The organism is Domibacillus sp. A3M-37, assembly GCF_024213455.1.
In the GTDB taxonomy this organism is placed as follows: domain Bacteria; phylum Bacillota; class Bacilli; order Bacillales; family Domibacillaceae; genus Domibacillus; species Domibacillus tundrae.
This window is the reverse complement of the sequence record NZ_JANAVL010000001.1, coordinates 1-21,410: the sequence shown is the minus strand read 5'-3', so window position 1 is coordinate 21,410 and position 21,410 is coordinate 1. Positions and strand designations below refer to the sequence as shown.

Annotated in this window: 23 protein-coding genes, 1 tRNA gene, 1 rRNA gene and 1 riboswitch; of the genes, 19 read left to right on the top strand and 6 right to left on the bottom strand. The window is 44.8% G+C overall.

Annotated features, from left to right (window positions below; all coding sequences use genetic code 11):
- Positions 1 to 103 precede the first annotated feature (103 nt).
- Positions 104 to 661, top strand: a complete 558-nt coding sequence (locus NLX67_RS00125; RefSeq protein WP_254309900.1) for a DUF5366 family protein — start codon at positions 104 to 106, stop codon at positions 659 to 661.
- A gap of 101 nt (positions 662 to 762) precedes the next feature.
- On the opposite strand, the gene mtnA is transcribed toward NLX67_RS00125, so the two are convergent.
- Positions 763 to 1,794 (bottom strand): S-methyl-5-thioribose-1-phosphate isomerase, encoded by a 1,032-nt coding sequence (gene mtnA, locus NLX67_RS00120; protein ID WP_254309899.1) that lies wholly within the window; start codon positions 1,792 to 1,794, stop codon positions 763 to 765.
- Positions 1,791 to 2,960 carry an S-methyl-5-thioribose kinase gene (mtnK, locus tag NLX67_RS00115; RefSeq protein ID WP_254309898.1) on the bottom strand — a complete coding sequence of 390 codons (1,170 nt, stop codon included), beginning with the start codon at positions 2,958 to 2,960 and terminating at the stop codon, positions 1,791 to 1,793. Before mtnK ends, mtnA begins: the two co-directional genes overlap by 4 nt.
- An 88-nt stretch (positions 2,961 to 3,048) precedes the next feature.
- Here mtnK and NLX67_RS00110 point away from each other — a divergent pair, with 88 nt between their 5' ends.
- From NLX67_RS00110 to NLX67_RS00090, 5 genes are read left to right on the top strand one after another with little or no spacing between them, the layout of a single operon-like run.
- On the top strand, positions 3,049 to 4,242 hold the full coding sequence (locus NLX67_RS00110) for a pyridoxal phosphate-dependent aminotransferase (protein WP_254309897.1): 1,194 nt from the start codon (positions 3,049 to 3,051) through the stop codon (positions 4,240 to 4,242).
- Positions 4,243 to 4,287: 45 nt separating this feature from the next.
- Positions 4,288 to 5,487: a 2,3-diketo-5-methylthiopentyl-1-phosphate enolase gene (locus NLX67_RS00105; protein WP_254309896.1), complete on the top strand. Its 1,200-nt coding sequence runs from the start codon at positions 4,288 to 4,290 to the stop codon at positions 5,485 to 5,487.
- A complete protein-coding gene (locus NLX67_RS00100) occupies positions 5,484 to 6,137 on the top strand; it encodes a 2-hydroxy-3-keto-5-methylthiopentenyl-1-phosphate phosphatase (RefSeq protein WP_254309895.1) in 654 nt (217 codons plus the stop codon). Before NLX67_RS00105 ends, NLX67_RS00100 begins: the two co-directional genes overlap by 4 nt.
- Positions 6,134 to 6,745 carry a methylthioribulose 1-phosphate dehydratase gene (locus NLX67_RS00095; protein WP_046178486.1) on the top strand — a complete coding sequence of 204 codons (612 nt, stop codon included), beginning with the start codon at positions 6,134 to 6,136 and terminating at the stop codon, positions 6,743 to 6,745. Before NLX67_RS00100 ends, NLX67_RS00095 begins: the two co-directional genes overlap by 4 nt.
- 3 nt (positions 6,746 to 6,748) lie before the next feature.
- On the top strand, positions 6,749 to 7,276 hold the full coding sequence (locus NLX67_RS00090) for a 1,2-dihydroxy-3-keto-5-methylthiopentene dioxygenase (protein ID WP_254309894.1): 528 nt from the start codon (positions 6,749 to 6,751) through the stop codon (positions 7,274 to 7,276).
- 80 nt (positions 7,277 to 7,356) lie between these two features.
- Here the strand turns inward: NLX67_RS00090 and NLX67_RS00085 are convergent, their stop codons facing one another.
- Both NLX67_RS00085 and kapB read right to left on the bottom strand, forming a co-directional pair.
- Positions 7,357 to 9,216, bottom strand: a complete 1,860-nt coding sequence (locus tag NLX67_RS00085; protein WP_254309893.1) for a transglycosylase domain-containing protein — start codon at positions 9,214 to 9,216, stop codon at positions 7,357 to 7,359.
- A gap of 94 nt (positions 9,217 to 9,310) precedes the next feature.
- Positions 9,311 to 9,703: a kinase-associated lipoprotein KapB gene (gene kapB / locus NLX67_RS00080; RefSeq protein ID WP_254309892.1), complete on the bottom strand. Its 393-nt coding sequence runs from the start codon at positions 9,701 to 9,703 to the stop codon at positions 9,311 to 9,313.
- 134 nt (positions 9,704 to 9,837) lie between these two features.
- Between kapB and NLX67_RS00075 the strand changes: the two genes are divergently transcribed.
- The 4 genes from NLX67_RS00075 (at position 9,838) to queE (ending at position 11,998) form a co-directional block, all read left to right on the top strand.
- Positions 9,838 to 10,041 (top strand): hypothetical protein, encoded by a 204-nt coding sequence (locus NLX67_RS00075; protein ID WP_046178920.1) that lies wholly within the window; start codon positions 9,838 to 9,840, stop codon positions 10,039 to 10,041.
- Between the two features lie 33 nt (positions 10,042 to 10,074).
- Positions 10,075 to 10,118: riboswitch (PreQ1 riboswitch) on the top strand.
- A 73-nt stretch (positions 10,119 to 10,191) separates the two neighbouring features.
- Positions 10,192 to 10,854, top strand: a complete 663-nt coding sequence (gene queC, locus NLX67_RS00070; protein ID WP_254309891.1) for a 7-cyano-7-deazaguanine synthase QueC — start codon at positions 10,192 to 10,194, stop codon at positions 10,852 to 10,854.
- Positions 10,854 to 11,291: a 6-carboxytetrahydropterin synthase QueD gene (gene queD / locus NLX67_RS00065; protein WP_046178491.1), complete on the top strand. Its 438-nt coding sequence runs from the start codon at positions 10,854 to 10,856 to the stop codon at positions 11,289 to 11,291. Before queC ends, queD begins: the two co-directional genes overlap by 1 nt.
- A complete protein-coding gene (queE, locus tag NLX67_RS00060; protein ID WP_254309890.1) occupies positions 11,288 to 11,998 on the top strand; it encodes a 7-carboxy-7-deazaguanine synthase QueE in 711 nt (236 codons plus the stop codon). Before queD ends, queE begins: the two co-directional genes overlap by 4 nt.
- 34 nt (positions 11,999 to 12,032) lie before the next feature.
- Here queE and NLX67_RS00055 read toward each other — a convergent pair whose 3' ends face one another.
- On the bottom strand, positions 12,033 to 13,202 hold the full coding sequence (locus NLX67_RS00055) for a MalY/PatB family protein (protein ID WP_254309889.1): 1,170 nt from the start codon (positions 13,200 to 13,202) through the stop codon (positions 12,033 to 12,035).
- Positions 13,203 to 13,255: 53 nt separating this feature from the next.
- Here NLX67_RS00055 and NLX67_RS00050 point away from each other — a divergent pair, with 53 nt between their 5' ends.
- The 8 genes from NLX67_RS00050 to NLX67_RS00015 all read left to right on the top strand — a co-directional run bounded on the left by NLX67_RS00050 (position 13,256) and on the right by NLX67_RS00015 (position 20,313).
- Positions 13,256 to 13,519 carry a DUF1871 family protein gene (locus NLX67_RS00050; RefSeq protein WP_254309888.1) on the top strand — a complete coding sequence of 88 codons (264 nt, stop codon included), beginning with the start codon at positions 13,256 to 13,258 and terminating at the stop codon, positions 13,517 to 13,519.
- Positions 13,520 to 13,622: 103 nt separating this feature from the next.
- A complete protein-coding gene (locus NLX67_RS00045; RefSeq protein WP_046178497.1) occupies positions 13,623 to 14,123 on the top strand; it encodes an Lrp/AsnC family transcriptional regulator in 501 nt (166 codons plus the stop codon).
- Complete coding sequence (locus NLX67_RS00040; RefSeq protein ID WP_046178498.1) at positions 14,123 to 15,304, top strand: aminotransferase; 1,182 nt, start codon at positions 14,123 to 14,125, stop codon at positions 15,302 to 15,304. The genes NLX67_RS00045 and NLX67_RS00040 overlap by 1 nt, the downstream gene beginning before the upstream one ends.
- Positions 15,305 to 15,577: 273 nt before the next feature.
- The gene (yugI, locus tag NLX67_RS00035) at positions 15,578 to 15,943 is read left to right on the top strand and encodes a S1 domain-containing post-transcriptional regulator GSP13 (protein ID WP_046178499.1); all 366 of its coding nucleotides are present in this window, start codon (positions 15,578 to 15,580) and stop codon (positions 15,941 to 15,943) included.
- Positions 15,944 to 16,038: 95 nt separating this feature from the next.
- A complete protein-coding gene (locus tag NLX67_RS00030; protein WP_254309887.1) occupies positions 16,039 to 17,283 on the top strand; it encodes a Glu/Leu/Phe/Val family dehydrogenase in 1,245 nt (414 codons plus the stop codon).
- A 237-nt stretch (positions 17,284 to 17,520) separates the two neighbouring features.
- Entirely contained in the window at positions 17,521 to 18,678 is a 1,158-nt protein-coding gene (locus NLX67_RS00025; protein WP_046178501.1) for an iron-containing alcohol dehydrogenase, read from the top strand.
- 107 nt (positions 18,679 to 18,785) lie between these two features.
- Positions 18,786 to 20,141: a glucose-6-phosphate isomerase gene (locus tag NLX67_RS00020; RefSeq protein ID WP_254309886.1), complete on the top strand. Its 1,356-nt coding sequence runs from the start codon at positions 18,786 to 18,788 to the stop codon at positions 20,139 to 20,141.
- 99 nt (positions 20,142 to 20,240) lie between these two features.
- Positions 20,241 to 20,313, top strand: a tRNA-Ala gene (locus NLX67_RS00015).
- Positions 20,314 to 20,387: 74 nt separating this feature from the next.
- Here the strand turns inward: NLX67_RS00015 and NLX67_RS00010 are convergent.
- Positions 20,388 to 21,086 carry an MgtC/SapB family protein gene (locus NLX67_RS00010; RefSeq protein ID WP_254309885.1) on the bottom strand — a complete coding sequence of 233 codons (699 nt, stop codon included), beginning with the start codon at positions 21,084 to 21,086 and terminating at the stop codon, positions 20,388 to 20,390.
- Between the two features lie 251 nt (positions 21,087 to 21,337).
- Here NLX67_RS00010 and rrf point away from each other — a divergent pair.
- Positions 21,338 to 21,410: ribosomal RNA gene (gene rrf / locus NLX67_RS00005) — 5S ribosomal RNA — on the top strand; the annotation flags it as partial.

The following is a 21,410-nucleotide window of genomic DNA, read 5'->3' as shown; positions in this document are numbered from 1 at the left end:
AATTGTGCACATTTTCCAAAAAAAGATCGGAAATCACTTGTCATAACAATCAACCTCTTGCATAATGAACAATGACTGACTGTGACAAGGGAGAATCATGTTGATGAAAAACTCGTATTTAACCGGCTATATGCCGCTCTTATCCATTTTGCTGTTCAGCTTATCGCTTTCGATGTTTGGCCAAACGCTCATTGTCGATTTGCTGAAACAAGCAAACTTGTACGATACAATGCTCGACATTTTTACCAAAACGGAAATTAATCTCGTCGTGATCGGCGGGCTGATGGTTGTTTTTACAATGATCTTTGCCACGCTGAAGCTGCTCGCGAACACAGCGAATGAGCTGGCGCTGCTTTTCTTTTCAAAAGATGCGGATGGAGAATTGCTGAAAAAAACCCGTTTCGGCGCGGTCATCTTTTTTATCGGCGGACTGCTATCATTAATCAGCTTTTCATCCGCTGTCGGAACCGTTATTATTTTTCTCGTAACGGCTGTTGCGTATGTGGTGTACTTCGTTTATAAATTAAGCCCGCATATTACAACGCCGCAAATGATCGGTATTATCGTATTTGAAGCGATATTCTGGATTTTCTTCGGCTTATTACTTGCCTTGATTTTTATGAAACTATATAACGGATTACTAGCTTCCATTCCATTGTAAAAAACGGACTTCGTCTCAAGCGAAGTCCGTTTTTTCTTATTAAAAGAGTAAGGAGGTATAAGTTTTAAACGATGTCCAGCTCCAGGCGCCTGCCACTTTTCTTATGAAAACAGCGCAGCGATGTCACGCTCATTCGGTGCGATGACGCCCTTTTCTGTAATAATGCCGGTAATTAGGTCAGCCGGTGCCACATCAAACGCAGGATTAAATACAGCTACGCCTTCTGGTGCAACACGCATCCCGTTGACTTCTGTAATTTCAGTTGGGTCACGCTCTTCAATTGGAATCGCGTCGCCATTTGGCGTGTCAAGATCAAAGGTGGATAGAGGAGCTGCGATATAAAACGGAATACCAAATGATTTGGCCAGTACCGCAAGGCCAAATGTTCCGATTTTATTGGCAGAGTCGCCGTTTGCTGCCACCCGGTCCGCACCTGTAATGACTGCGGAGATGTTTTTCGTTTTCATCGTATGAGCAGCCATGCTGTCTGTAATCAGCGTCACATCAACACCAGCCTGCATCAGCTCCCATGTTGTCAGGCGCGCGCCCTGAAAAACAGGGCGTGTTTCGCATGCAAAGACGGACAGATTGATGCCGCGTTCTTTTGATAAAAAGAACGGAGCGAGTGCCGTGCCGTATTTCGCTGTCGCAATGGACCCTGCGTTACAGATTGTCATGACATGATCGCCATCATTAAATAATGGAAGCGCATGCTCGCCAATTGCGCGGCATACGTCTTCATCTTCTTTTTGAATAGCGAGCGCTTCAGCCAAAACATTTTCTCGAAGCGAGTCGGCCGTAGGGGCAGCAATAACGACTTCATTCATTCGGTTCAAAGCCCAAAATAAATTAACCGCAGTCGGACGAGACTGGGATAAATAGCCGCTGTCGATCAATACTTGTTCCTTCACTTCATCAATATCATCAGATGGGTGATTGAGCGCGGACAAAGCGACACCAAACGCTGCCGCAATGCCGATTGCTGGTGCGCCGCGAACGGCAAGTGATTTAATCGCATCAAATACAGCTGGGACTGTTTGGAGCGTTAAATAGTGGGTTACGTGCGGCAGTTTCCGCTGGTCAAGCAGCCGGATGGAGCCGTGTTCCCAGATGACCGATTGTGGAATGTTCATTGAACGGCCTCCTTAACTGCTGCGACGAGCTGATCGGCAGACGTGTACGCTTTACGCTTTTTAACAAAATGAGCGCCGATGAACAATGAATGACGTTTTGCGTCCAGCCGTTTTTTCTCGTCATCGATGCTGTCCAAATCTTTGACGTGAGCAAGCCCGATCGTCCGGCGGATCATTTCAAGTCCCATAAATCCTGTTGCCTGCTCAAAAATATCTGCGAGCAGCCAAGTTAAATAACCTTCTGTTTTTGCAAAAGCCTCGGTATTGTTTTCATTCCAAAGTCGGGTAAATTCACCTGTGAAAACATTCCACACCGTCACAATATGTTCGTAAAGCGGCTCTCGGCGGCTTTCTTCCCGCGACAAAGCATTCAGGAACAAATTAGCAGTGAAATGCGCGATATCAAAGCCGAACGGTCCATAAAAAGCAAATTCCGGATCAATTACTTTTGTTTCCGTGCTGCTCGCGAAAATGCTTCCAGTATGAAGGTCTCCATGCAGCAGGGCATCTCCGGCTGTTAAAAACTGGCGCTTCAACTGTGCAGCATGAAGCTTTAGCTCGGCATCATTCCACAGTTTTTCCACATCAGCGCGAAGACCCTCTTCAAAATCATTCGTCTCCACATCAAAAAAAGGATCGGTAAACACGAGCCCTTCAGTAATATCACATAATTCCGGATTGCAAAATGTATGCTGCAGCTTCTTTTTTTCTTGTGGGCCCATGGCAAAATCAGACGTTCCATATAAAGTACGCGCAATAAACTCGCCCGTATGCTGCGCAATAAGCGGGTAATCCTCTCCGCCGATTAAACCAGTCCGCGCAATCTCTAAATGCGACAAGTCTTCCATAATGGTAATCGCTAAATCTTTATCAGAATAGTAGACTTTAGGTGTATAGTCAGGCGCAAACGTTCCTTGAAGACGCAAAGCGCGATTTTCTATATCCGCACGCTCAAGTGTTAAAGGCCAGCTTTCACCGACGACTTTTGCGTACGGCAGCGCCTGTTTGACGATAGCGCTTTTTTCTGTTCCTTTTATATGAAACACATAGTTTAAGTTGCCGTCCCCAATTTCATTCGCAGAAACCGCGTCAGACTCTGCAAACAAGCCCAACTTTTTGACGAGTGTAACGGCAGAATCTATCGTTAATGGTTCATAAGAAGACATGATCATTCCTCCAAATATATTTACAATTTGACCAATAATATATATATTTATTTCTGAAATTGCAAGAAAATTTTAAGTGGGTGAATAAATGAAGCAGTTTGATCAATCGAATTTATTAAAATCATTGCCCGACCAATTTTTTGCAGCACTCACAAAAAAAGCGGCGCATTATGTGAATGCCGGGCATGACGTTATTAATCTTGGACAGGGAAACCCGGACCAGCCGACCCCGGATCATATCGTCGAGTCATTAAAAGAAGCGGCGGATCGCCCGGATTTTCATAAATACCCGCCGTTTCAGGGACAAGCATTTTTAAAAGAAGCCGCAGCGGAATTTTATAACCGGGAATATGATGTAGATTTAGATCCGCAAACAGAAATTGCTATTCTTTTTGGCGGCAAAGCAGGGCTTGTCGAATTGCCGATGTGTTTAATGAATCCGGGTGACTACATGCTTGTGCCAGACCCGGGTTACCCTGACTATTGGTCCGGTGCCGCGATGGCCGGGGCAAAGATGGATTACATGCCGCTAATAGAAGAACACCGCTTTTTACCGGATTATAATGAAATTGGCGAAGAACGGCTGGAACGGGCGAAATTGCTCCTCCTAAACTATCCGAATAATCCAACCGGAGCACAGGCAACCCGAGGCTTTTTTGATGAAACAGTGGCGCTTGCGAACAAGCATGACGTTTGTGTGATTCACGACTTCGCGTATGGCGGCATCGGGTTTGACGGGCAAAAGCCGCCGAGCTTTTTGCAGTCTAAAGGCGCAAAAGAAATTGGTGTTGAGTTGTACACTTTGTCGAAAACGTATAACATGGCAGGCTGGCGTGTCGCGTTTTTGGCAGGGAATAAAAGTATCATTTCAGCTGTTAATTTATTGCAGGACCACATGTATGTAAGTTTATTTAGCGCGATTCAACAGGCGGCTGCTACTGCGCTGACCGGCCCGCAGGATTGTGTGCGTGAACTATCTGACACATACGAACGCCGCCGGAACGCGCTCATTGATGCCTGCCAGGCGATTGGCTGGAATGTAACAGCACCAGCCGGATCTTTTTTTGCCTGGCTGCCTGTTCCGAAGCCGTATACATCAGTCGAATTTGCGGACTTGCTTCTTGAAAAAGCCCATGTGGTAACAGCACCTGGTATTGGCTTTGGTACGTACGGTGAAGGGTATGTGCGTGTCGGATTGTTAACGGATGAAGACAGGCTGACAGAAGCCTTAGAACGAATTGGAGAACTTGGTCTGTTTATTGACAAAACAACCGAAAAATGACACAATCCCGGTAAACTAGTAGGCATTTAGAATGGAGAAAAAGCAATGAGTGAAGTGATCGCAACGTATCGTCTTTTTGATCAAAAAGGCGCATTTGAGAAAAAAGCAGAAGGTATTGCACTTGGTCTCACAGTCGGTTCATGGACAGATTTGCCCATCCTCGAACAAGAGCAGCTGAAACACCATAAAGGACGGGTTTTATCGATTCGGAAAACGGGAATTGAAACGGCATATGGACAGGAAGCAGACATAGAAATCGCTTATCCTGCCGCGAATTTCAGTGCGGATTTGCCGGCGATTTTAGTGACGGTGTTCGGGAAGCTGTCACTTGATGGTGCGGTCCGTTTAATCGATTTATCTTTTTCTGAGGAGCTGGCCAGCCTTTTTACGGGTCCGAAATTCGGTGTTGAAGGAATTCGTGCGTTGACGGGTGCTTACAATAGACCTTTATTAATGAGCATTTTTAAAGGAGTGATCGGCCGGGATCTTGCTTATATGGAGGAGCAGCTAAAAGCGCAAATCGCGGGCGGCATCGATATTGTTAAAGATGATGAAATTTTATTTGATAACCCGCTGACACCGTTTGATGAGCGGGTAAAGCTTGGCCGGCAGGTTATTGAACAAAGTGAAGCAAAAGCGCTTTATGCCGTCAACTTATCAGGGCGCACAAGTGAATTAAAAGAAAAAGCACGTAGAGGCATTGAACTTGGGGCATCGGCGTATTTATTTAACGTATTCGCGTACGGGCTTGATGTGCTGCAGGAGCTGGCGGAAGACCCGGAGATCCATGTACCAATTATGGCGCATCCGGCTGTTTCCGGCGCGTTCACGTCAGCGCCGCATCACGGTTTTTCAACTGAGCTCATGCTCGGCAAACTCGTTCGGATGGCAGGGGCTGATTTCACCTTATTTCCCTCGCCATATGGGTCTGTGGCACTTGAACGGTCTGCAGCGCTTAAAACGGCAGAAATGGCGCTCGAAAACAGCGGACATAAGCAGACGTTTCCGGTACCTTCAGCAGGCATCCACCCGGGGCTTGTTCCGGTATTGTATGAAGACTTTGGAATGGATTCGATTATTAACGCAGGCGGCGGGGTTCATGGCCATCCGAGTGGAGCAACAGGCGGCGGAAGGGCATTCCGGCAGGCCATTGATGCAGTTACAGCCGGCCGGACATTAGAACAAGCAGCTGTTAAAAATGAAGATTTGCGTTTGGCGCTCGATTTATGGGGGACAGGCAAATGATGCAAAACCCGGTGTTAATATGTGACTTTGACGGCACGATCACTGAAAATGATAACATTATCGCGATTATGAAAAAATTCGCCCCGCCGGAATGGGTGTTGCTCAAAGACGGTGTACTGTCGCAGGGGATTTCTATAAAAGAGGGAGTCGGCCGTATGTTTTCACTGCTTCCGTCTTCTCAAAAAGAAGAAATTACTCAATTTATTTTACAGGATGCAAAAATTCGTGAAGGATTTGCTGATTTTGTGACGTATACAAAGGAAGCAGGCATTCCGCTTTATATTGTAAGCGGCGGTATGGACTTTTTTGTTAAGCCGATTTTAAACGGTCTTGTGCCGGATGATCACATTTATTGCAACGAAGCGGACTTCTCGAACAGTCATATTCATATTAGCTGGCCACACACATGCGACGGGCAGTGTACGAATGAATGCGGCTGCTGCAAGCCATCGATTGTCCGTCGAGTCGCCCCAGAGCAGGATATTATTGTGGTTGGGGACTCGGTAACGGACTTGGAAGCAGCCAAGCTTGCCGATCTTGTTATTGCCCGGGATTTGCTCTTGGAAAAAAGTGAAGTACTCGGCTTGAATTACAAACCGTTTCAAACATTTTACGATGTCATTGAGCATGTGAAAGAGGTGGTGAAATGAACGCACTGCAATTAAGATGGAACGATCTTGCAGATGTAAAAAGTGAACTGGCGGCGCGCGACTGGTTTCCAGGAACAAGCGGAAACCTTTCCATTAAAGTGGATGAGCGTTCTTTTTTAGTGACTGCAAGCGGCAAAGATAAGCGAAAAGAAACAAATGAAGACTTTTTGCTTGTCGATCTGGAAGGCAATGCGATTGACGGGTTTGCCGGCAAGCCGTCTGCTGAGACGCTTCTGCACGTTGAAGTATATGGGAAAACAAACGCCGGCTGCAGCCTGCATGTTCATACAGTCGATAATAATGTGATTTCTGAATTATATGGCAAAGCAGGAGAAGTATCGTTCAGCGGCCAGGAAATTATTAAAGCGTTTGGCATCTGGGAAGAAAACGCGTCGATCACCGTGCCGATTATTCCAAATCATGCGGACATTCCAGCACTTGCAAAAGAATTTGGCCAGTATGTCTCGCAAGATGCCGGCGCGGTATTGATTTGCAATCACGGAATTACCGCTTGGGGCCGTGACGCATTTGAAGCGAAGAAATTTTTAGAAGCATACGAATTTTTATTTTCGTGGCATATTAAATTACTTATGTTGAAAGGGAGATAATAAATGGCAGTCATTCAATTTCAAGAAACAGGCGAACGCATTACCGACAAAAACGCAATTGACGCGTTTTTAGGCGCACAGGAAGTCATTTATGAAAAATGGGATATGTCCAAGCTTCCGGAAAATCTTCGTGAAAATTATACCTTATCAGATGAAGACAAGCAGCAAGTACTCGATGCGTTCAGTGCGGAAATTAAAGACATTTCTGAACGCCGCGGCTACCAAGCACAGGATGTTATTTCATTGTCTGAGGGCACACCAAACCTGGATGAGCTTTTAACAAACTTCCAAAAAATTCACATTCACACGGATGACGAAGTCCGCTTTATCGTGAGTGGACACGGCATTTTTGCAATTCAAGCGAAAGACGGTCAATTTTTCAATGTTGAATTGGAACCGGGTGACTTAATCTCTGTTCCTGTGAACACGCGCCATTACTTTACCCTGATGGAAGACCGTAAAGTGGTAGCGGTCCGTATTTTCGTTACAAAAGAAGGCTGGGTGCCGATTTACGACGAAACGAATGATTAATGAAAAAACCGGATCTTGAGTCCGGTTTTTTTATGCAAAAAAACATCCCCGCATCTAATCAGATGCGGGGATGTAAATGTTTATCTCATAATGCGTTTCCAGATTAACTGATGCGGCGCATATTTTTCCATATATCGTATTCCTTGATATTCATTTTCATACCGGTCCTTACCGGTCCATACAGCGGCTGTGTATCCTTCTGTTAACCCTACAAACCATAGATCGCGGACGTTATTTGTTGTGCCGGTTTTACCACCGATATAAGATGTGGCAAAATTGGCTTTTTGTCCGGTACCACTTTTCACAACATTTGTAAGCATATCGCGCATTTTATAAGTTGTCGCAGAAGACCAGATACGCACAGGCTCATCTTCTTCCCATTTGAAAAGTGTATTGCCCTCAAAATCCGTGACGCGTTTGATTGCTTTTGGTTCCACAAATGTTCCATCGATGAATGACGTATATGCGCCAGCCATCTCAAGTGTTGTAAAGCCGTCTATTCCGCCAAGTGAGGCGGAAGGGAGATAATCTTCCGAAGAAATTCGGTCAAAATTAAACTTTTCGAGATAAGAGAATGACCGTTCAATGCCTGTCCGCATGTAAAGACGGATCGCTGCGGTATTATAAGACTTCGTGAGCGCTTCTTTTAATGTCACCATTCCATATTCTTGTTCAGAATAGTTTTTTGGACAATACGTGCTGTCGCAATATGCATCCGCAGAGACGAGCTCATTTACACCGGCGCCATACGTTTCGATGTACGGTGCATAATCCAAAATCGGCTTAATCGTTGACCCGGGCTGTCTATAGCCTTGATATGAACGGTTAAACTGTGTATTATCGTACTCTTTCCCGCCGGACAAGGCGACAATGTCACGTGACTGATTTCCGATAACGGCTGCTGCACCTTGCACAGTCGATCCAGAAAGCACGTTATTGACACCTCCGACCGCTTTCGCTTGAATAGACGGATCAAGTGCAGTGTGAATGATTACACCTGATGAGAGTACTTCCGCGACACGGGCACTCAATTTTTCCTGAATCGCGTCCCGCGCATCGCCTTCTGCGTTAATAAGCTGCTGGTCAAACCCTTCTGACTCTGAAATGAGCTTTCTGAATTCTGTCATTACATAAGTAGAATAATCGGGATATTTATCCAGGCGCTGACGTATATTCAACGTGATTTTTTCATTCTTAATTTGTTCAGCTTCTTCAGATGTAATAAATTCTTCCCGCGCCATGATGTCAATTAATCGTTCCTGGCGTTTCTTTGTATTCTCGAATCGCTTTTGTGGATCATAAAGGGACGGATTGTTCGGAATCGCTGCGATAAAGGCCATTTGCGCTTTAGACAGCTTGTCCACCGGCGTTTGGAAGTAATACTGAGCTGCTGCTTCAACGCCATAGACGTTATGATTGAAGAAAATAACATTCAAATATAAATCTAAAATTTCATCTTTTTCAAGCTTTTTTTCAATTTGATACGAATACAGCACTTCCGCAATTTTTCGGGCAAGTGTCCGGTCCTGCGTTAAATAAATATTGCGGGCTACCTGCTGGGTAATCGTACTTGCACCCTGCTCAATTTCATCTGATTGTGCATTCACCATAAAAGCGCGAATCACGGCGGCTGCATCAACACCAGAATGCTCATAAAAATGCTGGTCTTCTGATTGAAGAAACAGCTCCTTTAAAAAAGCGGGAATTTTGTCGCCTTCCACCACAATTCGATTTGGCTGATGAAGCTCAACATACACATTTCCATTTGTATCTTTTATCTTGCTTGCCTGTGGCAAATCTACTTCATTAATGACTATTTTTTCTTCTACGTAACTATCAAAATTTTGTACTTTTCCAGCTTCTGCATCGGCATAGTAAAAAGTCAATACAGAAAGCGGAACAAGCAAAATAATGAGTACGTATCCTAAAACCGTTCTCATTCACTAACCGCCTTTTTCGAGGTTTAAACGTGCATATGTACCATCATAAAGGAAACAAACATGGAAATAAAGGGCTGTTCTTCACAAAAGTGGGCTATTCGAACGAAACTTTATACATGAGTGAATATTCTTTTTTTACCGACTGAAGTGCTTCAAGACTTCGGGCAGAAAAAGCATCGTTCTTCGCGCTTAATCTCGTTTCAAGCTTCCCGACAGCAGCAATGAGCGAATCATTATACTCACCCGGCTCTTCTTCAAATGGGTGGACGGCTGATCCAGGAATATTTGCTTGTTCGTTAAACGCCAGCGCTTTACGCTCATGGAAAAAAGCCACATTCGCTTCGTTTGGATTATGAAGATCGCCCTGGGCGGGATGACGCAGAACCGATGAGATTTTTACTGTATAGCCGTCAGGACGTACACCTGTAATCGTCCCGGTGTATTTGCCGGATTTATAATGTGCTGTCACTAAGTCACCAATATTCATTATTTCCCCTCCTTAATGGCTTATTGTATCAATTTTCCTGTGCGAATGGAAATGTCACAATCACGTTGTTGGAATTGTGATGTTCTCCTGCTATAATATACGGGGAACAATGAATGGAGGCATGACGTGTGCTGATGAATCTGTTAATTGGCTTCGGCAACTTTTTATATTTTCCGGAAGACAAAAGCGAATACATTCCGGCAGCGATTTCCATGGGTTTTTTTGTGCTGATGGCGATCGGCACTTTTCTTCTTATTAAGCGTATGTCTAAAAAAGAAGAGGAAAAAACAAAGCATTTAGAAGAACAGATCCGCAGAGCCAACGAGCAGACGAAATAATAACTATAAATGAAAGAAGACATTCCGCTAAAAGCGGGAGAGGTTCGCGAATTCCCTCTATAAAAAACTAAGGAAAAAACCGGCGGATGACGGTTTTTTTCTCGTGTCTTCGCGCACCTTTTCTTTCGAATAGGAAAGAAGGAAACCAATATGTTAAAAAATGAAAAAGCCGTTGTTGTATTCAGCGGCGGACAGGACAGTACAACGTGCTTGTTCTGGGCAAAGCAGACATTTAAAGAAGTCATCGCGGTGACGTTTAATTACGGACAGCGGCATGATGCCGAAATCGATGTCGCAAAAGACATTGCGGCGGATTTAGAGATTCCGCACCATGTTCTGGATATGGGGCTGTTAAATCAGCTGGCGCCAAGTGCACTGACCCGCTCTGACATTAAGATTGAAACAAAAGAAGGGGAACTGCCGTCCACATTTGTCGAAGGACGCAACTTGTTGTTTTTATCATTTGCGGCGATTCTCGGCAAACAAGCCGGCGCCCGCCATATTGTAACAGGAGTATGTGAAACGGATTTTAGCGGCTATCCGGATTGCCGTGACGCATTTGTGAAATCATTGAATGTGACACTTAATTTATCAATGGATCATGATTTTGTCATTCATACGCCGCTTATGTGGCTTGATAAAAAAGAAACATGGAAGCTCGCGGATGAGCTCGGCGCGTTTAATTATGTGCGTGAGCGGACGCTCACGTGCTATAACGGTATAAAAGGATCGGGCTGTGGGGAATGTCCGGCATGCTCGCTGCGCCAAAACGGCTTGGATCAATATCTCGAAGAAAAAGGAGGAAACGTGTAATGATGCAGCAAATTTATCCAGCACCGGCGCACGATTTCCGGTACGAATTAAATAAGGACTTTCATTTTGCGGCCGCGCATTACGTGCCGCATGACGAAGCAGGCGCCTGCCGGAAAATGCATGGCCATACGTATTTTGTCAATATTACCGTAGCCGGAGATGAATTGAACGACTCCGGTTTTCTCGTGAACTTTCAGCTCATTAAGTCGCTTGTTCATAAGCGCTTTGATCATACAGTGTTAAATGAAGATGGATTATTTTCACAAGACATATCGGAACGGTTCCCGACAACAGAAGTGGTGGCCCGAGTGATTTGGGAAGTCATCCAAAAAGAATTGGATGAAACAGCAAACAAGCCAAAATGCTTGCAAGTATTCGTGCGTGAAACACCGACAAGCTATATTATATTTCGTCCGAAAAAAGAGGATTTCTCATGATTCCGGTTCTGGAAATATTCGGTCCGACGGTGCAGGGTGAAGGGGCAGTTATCGGCCGTAAAACAATGTTTGTCCGGACGGCAGGCTGTGATTATCGCTGTTCGTGGTGCGATTCCGCTTTTACATGGGATGGAAGTGCGAAAGACGCCATTCGTAAAATGTCTCCTGCAGAAATTTATGAAGAGCTTGTAGTGACAGGCGGCGATACATTTGACCATGTCACTATTTCTGGCGGCAATCCGGCGCTTTTGCCTCACATCGACGGACTGCTTGAGCTGTTTAAGGAAAAGGGAATTACGTCTGCACTTGAAACGCAAGGATCGAAATATCAGCCTTGGTTTCATGACATTGATGAGCTGACCATTTCACCAAAGCCGCCAAGTTCAGGGATGAATACCGATTATGACAAGCTTGCACATATTTTAAATGAAGTAAAAGGACAGTCGGTCAGCTTAAAAGTCGTTGTTTTTAATGAGGAAGACTTAGCGTACGCTAAACAAGTGCATCAGCGGTTTTTAGATGTGCCGTTTTATTTGCAGGTTGGAAACGATCAGCTTGATGAAACAGACGACGGCAGGCTTCTTGCTCATTTAGCCAACAAATATGAATGGCTGATTAATTTAGTGATGCCAGACCCGGATTTTAAACGTGTACGGGTTTTGCCGCAGCTGCATACATTTGTGTGGGGAAACAAAAAAGGAGTATGACAAAAGCCACGCCGGCTGGCGTGGCTTTTTCCTTTTAAAGAGATTCGACCGCTTTTTTCATCCGTTCCATCGTTTCAACAACCATTGAGCGTGGACAGGCGACATTAATCCGCATAAACCCTTCTCCGCCTGGTCCGTACTTAGCACCGTTTCCGAGGGCGACGCCGTGGTCCAAAAAGAGTGCCAATAATTCTTTGTCTGAAAGCTCAAGCGGCCGACAGTCTACCCAGACAAGGTAGCTCCCTTCCGGCTCCATTACGGTAAGAGACGGAATATGCTGTTCCGCGTAGTCCTTTACAAGACGGGCATTTTCTTGTATGTAATCTATGGCTTCATCGAGCCACTCATGACCATGACGGTAGGCAGCTTCCATTCCGGCAATGCCCATTTGGTTGAGCGTAAACTGACCTTGTTTTGCAAATACCTTTTGAAGCTTGGCACGAACGGCTTTATCCGGAATAATTAAAGAAGATGCCTGCAAGCCTGCTAAATTAAACGTTTTGCTTGGCGCAATGAGTGTCACAGTAAATGCGGCATAACGTTCCGATAACGAGGCAATTGAAATATGCTTATGCGGTTCACGTGTCAGGTCCGCATGAATTTCATCTGAAATGAGAAAGACGTTATGTTTTTCGCAAAGGTCGCCAAGGGTTGTTAATTCTTCCTTTGTCCAGACACGGCCGCCCGGATTATGGGGAGAACAAAGAACAACCATTTTTGCGTGCTCCGTCTTGACTTTTTCTTCAAGATCCGCAAAATCCATTTCATAGCGTCCATCTTTGAACAAGAGTTCATTATAAACAAGTTTGCGCCCATTTTTTTCGATCATATCGAAAAACGGATTATAAACAGGCGGTTGCACGATGACAGCATCGCCAGGCTCTGTTAATGCTTCGACTGCCGCGCCAATCGACGGGACGACACCGTGGTTAAACAGGAGCCATTCTTTTTCAATCGACCAGTTATGCCGGTCCGCCATCCAATTGATAATTGCTTCGCGTGTGGAATCTGGCACAATCGTATAGCCGTACACTCCATGCGATGCTGATTGCCCAATAGCTTGGATAACCACATCCGGCGCTTTGAAATCCATGTCTGCTACCCACATTGGCAGCACATCCTCGCGGCCAAAAACTGCTTTTAATCCATCCCACTTTACCGCGTTCGTGCCGCGGCGTTCAATTACTTCATCGAATCTTGACATGACTCTCACTCTCCTTGACAATAAACATACATTAAGTTGAAAGGTGAATACAAATGAATGAAACTGCCCAATTAAATTTTGCGCTTGCGGATGTCCTGCAGGCGTTTGATCCCTACAAAGCCGGAGAAGGTTTTTATGAAACAGAAATGGCCGATGCGATTTACGCGGTTCACCAGCAGGAAGATGCGGTGCAGCTTGCGGCTGAAATCCGGCGCATTTATGAACACTCATTTGATGCGCCAATGCCTGGTGGAAACCCAATTAAACTAGCGGAAACATTGTTGATCATTAAAAACAACTCATCTTGCTTTTTGTGAAAAATCACAAAAATGATATGTTTTTTTAGTGTATAAAACAAATGAAGATGATTTTTGTTATAATGAACGATGTAGTTTTGACCATCTAGAGGAGGATTAAGTAATGAAGCTGAATGAAAAAGAAGTGGAAATTCTGGAAATTCTGCAAAAAGACGCGCGTTTTGAAGCAACGGACATCGCGAAAATGATTGGCCTTTCAGAAGCAGAGGTTGCGGAGACGATTCGCCGCCTGGAAGAAGAAAAGGTGATTGTGCATTATGCCACGCTCGTTGACTGGGCGAAAATGGATAATTACACAGGTGTAACGGCGATGATCGACGTGAAAGTGACACCGAAACGTGGCGTCGGCTTTGATGAAGTGGCAGAACGGATTTACCGCTTTAAAGAAGTCAGCTCTGTTTATTTAATGTCGGGTGTGTATGATTTGTCGGTGACCGTTGAAGGGAAATCGATGAATGAAATTGCCCGTTTCGTATCCGAAAAATTATCGACGCTTGATTCGGTTGTTTCAACGACGACTCATTTCCAGCTGAAAAAATATAAGCATGATGGCATGATTTATACAACAAAACTTGAAGACAATCGAATCGTGGTGTCACCATAATGACTGTGACGAAAAGTTACGTAGCGAAATCAGTAGAACAAATGCGTCCATCCGGTATCCGGAAGTTTTTTGACTTGGCGGCGACAATGGAAGGAGTTGTGTCTCTCGGTGTCGGCGAGCCGGATTTTGTTACAACGTGGTCGGTACGGGAAGCAGCGATTAACTCGCTTGAACGTGGCTTTACTTCGTATACGGCTAATGCCGGTTTGATCGAACTTCGGCGCGAAATTTCCTATTACATGACTGGACGATTTCATGTAGAGTACTCACCAAAAGAAGAAATTATTGTGACAGTCGGAGCCAGCCAAGCGCTCGATATTGCCATGCGTGCCATTACCGATCCTGGTGATGAAATTATTGTTGTGGAACCTTGTTTCGTTTCGTATGCACCGCTTGTAGAGCTTGCAGGAGGGCGTGCTGTGACGATTGGGACAACGGATGAGACAGGATTTAAATTGCAGCCTGAGCAGCTCGAGGCAGCGATTACAACGAAAACAAAAGCAGTTCTTCTTTGTTATCCGAATAACCCGACAGGTACACAGCTCGACCGGGAGGATCTTGAATTAATTGCCGATATTGTGAGAAAACACGATTTGCTTGTCATTGCCGATGAAATTTATGCGGAACTCGCGTACGATCAGCCGCATACGTCGATTGCGGCACTGGACGGCATGCGTGAACGAACGATTTTAATTAATGGCTTTTCCAAAGGGTTTGCGATGACCGGCTGGCGGCTTGGGTTTACATGTGCGCCGAAAGAAATTTCAAGTGCTATGCTGAAAATTCACCAGTATGCGATGATGTGTGCATCAACACCCGCGCAATATGCAGCGATCGAAGCACTACAGCACGGCATGAGTGACGTGGAAAGCATGAAAAAAGATTACCGGCAGCGCCGTAATTACATGGTGCAGTCGTTTAAAGAAATTGGGCTTGACTGCCACCTGCCGGGCGGCGCGTTTTACGTTTTTCCGTCTATTCAGTCGACGGGTCTTACGTCAGAACAATTTGCAGAGCAGCTTTTGTTAGAAGAAAAAGTAGCCGTTGTGCCGGGATCGGTGTTTGGAGAAGGCGGTGAAGGCTACATCCGCTGCTCATACGCTTCATCAATGAGCCAGCTTCAGGAAGCAGTGAAACGAATCAGCCGATTTCTTGAGAAACGAAAAGGAAGAGCCATTTGAGGCTCTTCCTTTTTTAATTAAATGATCTAAGTGATTGAAATAAGGTGAACAAAATCGCCGCTGGTGCCGCAAATTTAACGAGTACATACCACACATTAAGTAATCTAATGCTCATAGTAGAACCGCACAGTACTTTTTTACCTAAAAATATTGAAATGACTACTGTACTTCTTTTTTTTCGAAAAACCAGTCACTAATTTCATGTCAAACAAAAGTGTGATATAATATCGCGACGCATAAAACAAGAAACCAACTAAAAACTGGAGAGATTTGATGGAATTAAAATTTAAGCCGGGGCAGATTGTGACCGGGAAAATTACCGGCATTCAGCCATATGGCGCATTTGTTGCGCTTGAGCATGGCCGCCAGGGACTTGTTCATATATCGGAAATCACACACGGGTTTGTCCGTGATATTCACGATTATTTGACAGTGGGCGATGAGATTACAGTGAAAGTGTTGTCTGTAAATGAAGATGAAAGCAAAATCAGCTTGTCGATCCGTGCAACAGATGAAGGCGCCCGAAATCAACGGCGAGGCATTCAAATTGATGACGACGGGGATGGCTTTCATCCACTTCAGGACAAGCTGCAAGAATGGATTGAGCAATCAATGAAAGAAGAACGAAAAAAAGGATGACGTAATTGCTTGCGAAGGCTCTATATGCCGGCGTACAATGAAAGCGGAAGCACGAATCAATGTTGAAAAAATGATAATAAAAGAGGCGAAGGTACATGGCTGAAAACTTGAACTTATTCACATCAACCCAGAATGTCATTAAAGAAGCGCTGACAAAACTCGGCTATACAGAAGAAATGTACGAGCTATTGAAAGAGCCGCTCCGTATGTTGACGGTGCGCATTCCGGTAAAAATGGATGATGGATCAGTTAAAATTTTCACCGGCTACCGGGCACAGCATAATGACGCTCCAGGCCCGACAAAAGGCGGTGTCCGCTTTCACCCAGAAGTAAATGAAGAAGAAGTGAAAGCGCTATCGATGTGGATGACGCTAAAAGCTGGAATTGTCAATCTGCCGTATGGTGGTGGAAAAGGCGGCGTTGTATGTGACCCGCGTCAGCTGTCCATACGTGAAATTGAAAATATCAGCCGTGGATACGTCCGTGCGATTAGTCAGATTGTCGGTCCGACGAAAGATATTCCGGCACCTGATGTGTATACGAACTCGCAGATCATGGCATGGATGATGGATGAATACAGCCGGATCCGTGAATTTGACTCACCGGGATTCATTACTGGAAAGCCGCTTGCACTCGGCGGATCACATGGGCGTGAAAAAGCGACCGCTCAAGGCGTGACGATTTGTATCCATGAAGCCGCTAAAAAACGTAATATTGATATTAAAGGCGCCCGTGTCATCATACAGGGCTTTGGAAACGCGGGAAGCTTTTTATCGAAATTTATGCATGATGCCGGAGCAAAAGTCGTTGGTATTTCAGATGCATACGGCGGACTTTACGACCCGGACGGTCTGGATATTGACTATTTATTAGACCGGCGCGACAGCTTTGGCACGATTACAACTTTGTTTGACAAGACGATTACAAACCAGCAGCTTCTCGAAATGGACTGTGACATTTTAGTGCCGGCCGCTATTTCTAACCAAATTACGGCTGAAAATGCCCACAATATTAAAGCGTCGATTGTCGTAGAAGCCGCAAACGGTCCCACGACACTTGAAGCGACGAAGATTTTGACAGGACGCGGCATTTTACTTGTCCCGGATGTGCTGGCAAGCGCTGGCGGTGTGACGGTTTCTTATTTTGAATGGGTGCAGAATAACCAAGGTTATTACTGGACAGAAGAAGAAGTGAATAAGAAATTGCATGAAAATTTAACGAAAGCATTCAATAACATTTATGAAGTTGCGCAAACACGCGGTGTCAATATGCGTCTTGCTGCCTATATGGTCGGTGTACGCCGCGCAGCAGAAGCTTCTAAATTTAGAGGATGGGTATAAACCGGCTGATCGGCAGCCGGTTTTTTGTGATGTCAGCTCCAGGCGCCCTCGAGGCCCACAGGAAGCAGGTCACAAAAGCGTTGTGATGATCCGGATGATAAAAATGCTTCCGCCAGAGCTCGTCTTATGCTTGTCGCCGAAAGACGGGCGCCTTGCGTTTTTCTTATTTCAAGTTCAATTAGTTGAAAAACGAACGGCTCTTTTCGCATAATGGTATGGAAAAGGAGCTGAGTCATAGTGAATGAATTTGTTTATTGGAATCCGGTAAAGTGGATTTTTGGTAAAGACACGGTTACACAATTACGGGAAAATGTCGCTTCATTCGGTGAAAATGTTCTTCTCGTTTACGGAGGAGGCAGTATTAAGAAAAGCGGCCTCTATGATCTTGTTTTAAAAGAGCTCGCCGGCTTTACTATTACAGAACTGTCCGGCGTTGAGCCAAATCCGCGTCTTTCAACAGTTAATCGCGGTGCGGAATTGTGCCGGGCAAACGATGTGTCCTTTATTCTTGCGGTTGGCGGTGGAAGCGTCATTGACTGTGCAAAAGCCGTTGCAGCAGCTGCGAAGTTTGACGGTGATCCGTGGGACTTTATTACGAAAAAAGCAGCGGTTGAAGGCGCACTGCCGCTTGGAACGATTTTAACGCATGCAGCTACAGCATCTGAAATGAACGCAGGATCTGTTATCACAAATTGGGAAACGAACGAAAAACTTGGCTGGGGAAGCCCGTATGTATTCCCGAAATTTTCGATTTGCGATCCGCATTGGACGCTTACCGTACCACGTGATCAAACGACTTATGGCGTTGTTGATATGATGACCCACATGTTGGAGCAATATTTCCATAATGCTGAGCAGACGGATGTGCAGGACCGGTTGATTGAAGGGACGCTGAAAACGCTTGTGGAAAAAGCGCCAGCGCTTATGAATGATCTTCAAGACGAAAAGCTGCGTGAAACGGTTATGTTTGCCGGCACGATTGGACTGAACGGTATGCTGCAAATGGGCTACCGCGGCGACTGGGCGACTCATAATGTCGAGCACGCAGTATCGGCCGTTTATGACATTCCGCATGGCGGGGGGCTGGCCATCTTGTTTCCGAACTGGATGAAGCACAATCTGGACGTGAAGCCGGAACGATTTAAGCAGCTTGCTGTCCGTGTGTTTGATGTGGATCCGGAAGGGAAGTCTGACAAAGAAACAGGGCTTGAGGGTATTGAAGCATTGCGAAACTTCTGGACATCAATCGAAGCGCCGGTCCGTCTTGCTGACTACAATATTGATGACAGCCGGATTGAGGAAATGGCGGACAAAACACTATTTAACGGACCATTTGGGAATTTCACCAAATTGGATCGTAAAGATGTGATTGCTATTTTGCGTGCATCACTTTAACCGGGCAGAATTCAGCCCGGTTTTTCTCTGCTTTTTTTCTTGCGAAACCGCGTTCAGTCGTATACAGTAAAGTGGAAAAATACAGTTTAGACGGAGGGTTATTGAGCATGACGCATATTAAATTTGATTATTCAAATGCGCTGCCTTTTTTCGGCGAGCATGAAATTGACTATTTACGGGATGCTGTAAAAGTGGCACATCATTCTCTGCATGAAAAAACAGGCCAGGGAAACGAATACCTCGGCTGGATTGATTTGCCTGAAGATTACGATAAAGAAGAATTTGCCCGTATTCAAAAATCGGCAGAAAAAATCCGTAACGACTCTGACGTATTAATTGTGATTGGAATCGGCGGCTCATATCTTGGTGCCCGTGCAGCAATTGATATGCTGAACCACAGCTTTTACAATGTGCTTTCGGCTGAAAAACGCAACGGCCCACAAGTATTTTTTGCGGGCAATAACATTAGCTCTACATACATGAGTGACTTGATTGAAGTGCTGGACGGAAAGAACTGGTCAATCAATGTTATTTCCAAGTCAGGTACAACGACAGAACCAGCGCTTGCATTCCGCTTGTTCCGTGATCTTCTTGAAAAGCAATACGGAAAAGAAGAAGCGAAAAGCCGTATTTATGCAACGACGGACAAAGCGCGTGGTGCTTTGAAAACAGTTGCAGATGAAGAAGGGTATGAAACGTTTGTCATTCCAGATGATGTCGGCGGCCGTTACTCTGTACTGACAGCAGTCGGGCTTCTTCCAATTGCAGCATCCGGCGCGGATATCGAGGCGATGATGCAAGGTGCACGTGATGCACGCGAAGCCTACAGTTCATCTGAATTAGAAGAAAACGAAGCCTATCAATATGCGGCAGTCCGCAACGTGTTATACAATAAAGGGAAAACAATTGAAATGCTGATCAACTATGAGCCGGGCCTTCAGTACTTTTCTGAATGGTGGAAGCAACTGTTTGGTGAAAGTGAAGGAAAGGACTTTAAAGGTATTTATCCATCATCCGCTAACTTTTCAACAGACCTTCATTCATTAGGCCAATACGTGCAGGAAGGGCGCCGTGACTTGTTTGAAACCGTCATTCGCGTTGAAAATCCGCGTAAGTCATTGATCATTGAAAAAGCGGAAAATGATTTGGATGGCTTGAATTATCTTGCTGGCGAGACAGTGGATTTCGTGAACAACAAAGCATTTGAAGGAACGCTTCTTGCGCATACTGACGGCGGTGTACCGAATTTGACAGTGTCGATTCCGGCAATGGATGCCTATACATTCGGCTATACAGCCTACTTTTTTGAAAAAGCATGCGCGATCAGCGGCTATCTTCTCGGTGTCAATCCATTTGATCAGCCGGGTGTAGAAGCATATAAAGTGAACATGTTTGCTCTTCTTGGCAAGCCAGGTTTTGAAGAAAAGAAAGCTGAGCTTGAAAAACGACTTCGCGGGGAATAATCCCCCGAAGTTTTTTTATAAATAGGCTTGCATTAAATTGAAAAATAAGTATAATTTATTCTAGACGTTAATGGTTAATGAAATAAACGTATTTCATATGGGGGCTTAGCTCAGCTGGGAGAGCGCTTGCATGGCATGCAAGAGGTCGTCGGTTCGATCCCGATAGTCTCCATCATATTTTAGCGTAAAAAGGACTGCTCACACCTGTGAGCAGTCCTTTTTACGAAAATTGAAGAGAAGGAACATTTAAGCACTTTCTACATCGACAAATTGTATGTTTGGAATTTCAGAAAGTATGTAATAGACTTCTGTTGTTCTTCGTTTAAAGTATACTCCAGCTGTCAGTTCCAATAAATGTGTGTGGTTTTTCTCGTCATATAAAATATGAATTCTTTTCACTGAAATGTTCTCTTGCTCGACAGCGCGTATAATGTCCTGAACATGATGATGAGAGGCAGTACGGAGTTTTATATACAACATTTTTTCTCGAAGACGACTTGGACCTGTGAATCTAAGTATAAGGGGTAAAATCTCTACCGCTAAAAGGATCATAATTACACCTGCAAGAGCAGCAGCGTAAAAACCGGCGCCTACGACTATCCCAATACCTGCTGCTCCCCATATCATAGCGGCCGTCGTTAAGCCGGAAATGCTGTCATTTGCTCTATGCAAAATAACACCCGCTCCAAGAAATCCGATTCCGGAGACGATTTGAGCAGCAAGCCGTAACGGATCCATCGTTATATTTACATTCGTGTCTTTATGGTAAAAGTAGACGGACTCAACTGAAACAATAGTTAACAAACAGCTAATAATAGAAATAACAATACTGGTTTTTAATCCAACGGGTTTTCTTTTTAATTCACGTTCAAGGCCAATTACAGCACCGAGACCGCCGGATAATCCCAACTTCATTAAAGTAGCTGTATCCATTACCCATTCCATCGAATAAGCACCTACTTTCGATTGAATCCTTTGTTCGTATTATACATGACACAAACAGGATCTAGACTGGTTTCTTAAAAGTCATATTTAAAACAAAATGTTCTTTTTAAAATGCTTGCATAATTATAAGAAATTATGGTATATTACTTTTTGTCCGTTACAGATGAACAAAGAAATTCTTTCGAAAATTTATTATGAAAATGATTGCTAAATATTTTTGTTATGCTATAATAATGATTGTCGCAAAATAGTCAGGTGGCTACAGCGAAGAGGTCACACCCGTTCCCATCCCGAACACGGCAGTTAAGCTCTTCAGCGCCGATG

Excerpts from the sequence above, each read along its gene's own strand:
- NLX67_RS00050 (WP_254309888.1), top strand. The coding sequence starts at position 13,256 with ATGAATGAAACTGCCCAATTAAATTTTGCGCTTGCGGATGTCCTGCAG.
- NLX67_RS00020 (WP_254309886.1), top strand. The coding sequence starts at position 18,786 with ATGACGCATATTAAATTTGATTATTCAAATGCGCTGCCTTTTTTCGGC.
- yugI (WP_046178499.1), top strand. The coding sequence starts at position 15,578 with ATGGAATTAAAATTTAAGCCGGGGCAGATTGTGACCGGGAAAATTACC.
- NLX67_RS00055 (WP_254309889.1), bottom strand. The coding sequence starts at position 13,202 with ATGTCAAGATTCGATGAAGTAATTGAACGCCGCGGCACGAACGCGGTA.
- NLX67_RS00100 (WP_254309895.1), top strand. The coding sequence starts at position 5,484 with ATGATGCAAAACCCGGTGTTAATATGTGACTTTGACGGCACGATCACT.
- queD (WP_046178491.1), top strand. The coding sequence starts at position 10,854 with ATGATGCAGCAAATTTATCCAGCACCGGCGCACGATTTCCGGTACGAA.
- NLX67_RS00010 (WP_254309885.1), bottom strand. The coding sequence starts at position 21,086 with ATGGAATGGGTAATGGATACAGCTACTTTAATGAAGTTGGGATTATCC.
- NLX67_RS00040 (WP_046178498.1), top strand. The coding sequence starts at position 14,123 with ATGACTGTGACGAAAAGTTACGTAGCGAAATCAGTAGAACAAATGCGT.
- mtnK (WP_254309898.1), bottom strand. The coding sequence starts at position 2,960 with ATGTCTTCTTATGAACCATTAACGATAGATTCTGCCGTTACACTCGTC.
- NLX67_RS00095 (WP_046178486.1), top strand. The coding sequence starts at position 6,134 with ATGAACGCACTGCAATTAAGATGGAACGATCTTGCAGATGTAAAAAGT.
- NLX67_RS00125 (WP_254309900.1), top strand. The coding sequence starts at position 104 with ATGAAAAACTCGTATTTAACCGGCTATATGCCGCTCTTATCCATTTTG.
- queE (WP_254309890.1), top strand. The coding sequence starts at position 11,288 with ATGATTCCGGTTCTGGAAATATTCGGTCCGACGGTGCAGGGTGAAGGG.
- NLX67_RS00030 (WP_254309887.1), top strand. The coding sequence starts at position 16,039 with ATGGCTGAAAACTTGAACTTATTCACATCAACCCAGAATGTCATTAAA.
- mtnA (WP_254309899.1), bottom strand. The coding sequence starts at position 1,794 with ATGAACATTCCACAATCGGTCATCTGGGAACACGGCTCCATCCGGCTG.
- NLX67_RS00110 (WP_254309897.1), top strand. The coding sequence starts at position 3,049 with ATGAAGCAGTTTGATCAATCGAATTTATTAAAATCATTGCCCGACCAA.
- NLX67_RS00105 (WP_254309896.1), top strand. The coding sequence starts at position 4,288 with ATGAGTGAAGTGATCGCAACGTATCGTCTTTTTGATCAAAAAGGCGCA.
- kapB (WP_254309892.1), bottom strand. The coding sequence starts at position 9,703 with ATGAATATTGGTGACTTAGTGACAGCACATTATAAATCCGGCAAATAC.
- queC (WP_254309891.1), top strand. The coding sequence starts at position 10,192 with ATGTTAAAAAATGAAAAAGCCGTTGTTGTATTCAGCGGCGGACAGGAC.
- NLX67_RS00090 (WP_254309894.1), top strand. The coding sequence starts at position 6,749 with ATGGCAGTCATTCAATTTCAAGAAACAGGCGAACGCATTACCGACAAA.
- NLX67_RS00045 (WP_046178497.1), top strand. The coding sequence starts at position 13,623 with ATGAAGCTGAATGAAAAAGAAGTGGAAATTCTGGAAATTCTGCAAAAA.
- NLX67_RS00085 (WP_254309893.1), bottom strand. The coding sequence starts at position 9,216 with ATGAGAACGGTTTTAGGATACGTACTCATTATTTTGCTTGTTCCGCTT.
- NLX67_RS00075 (WP_046178920.1), top strand. The coding sequence starts at position 9,838 with ATGAATCTGTTAATTGGCTTCGGCAACTTTTTATATTTTCCGGAAGAC.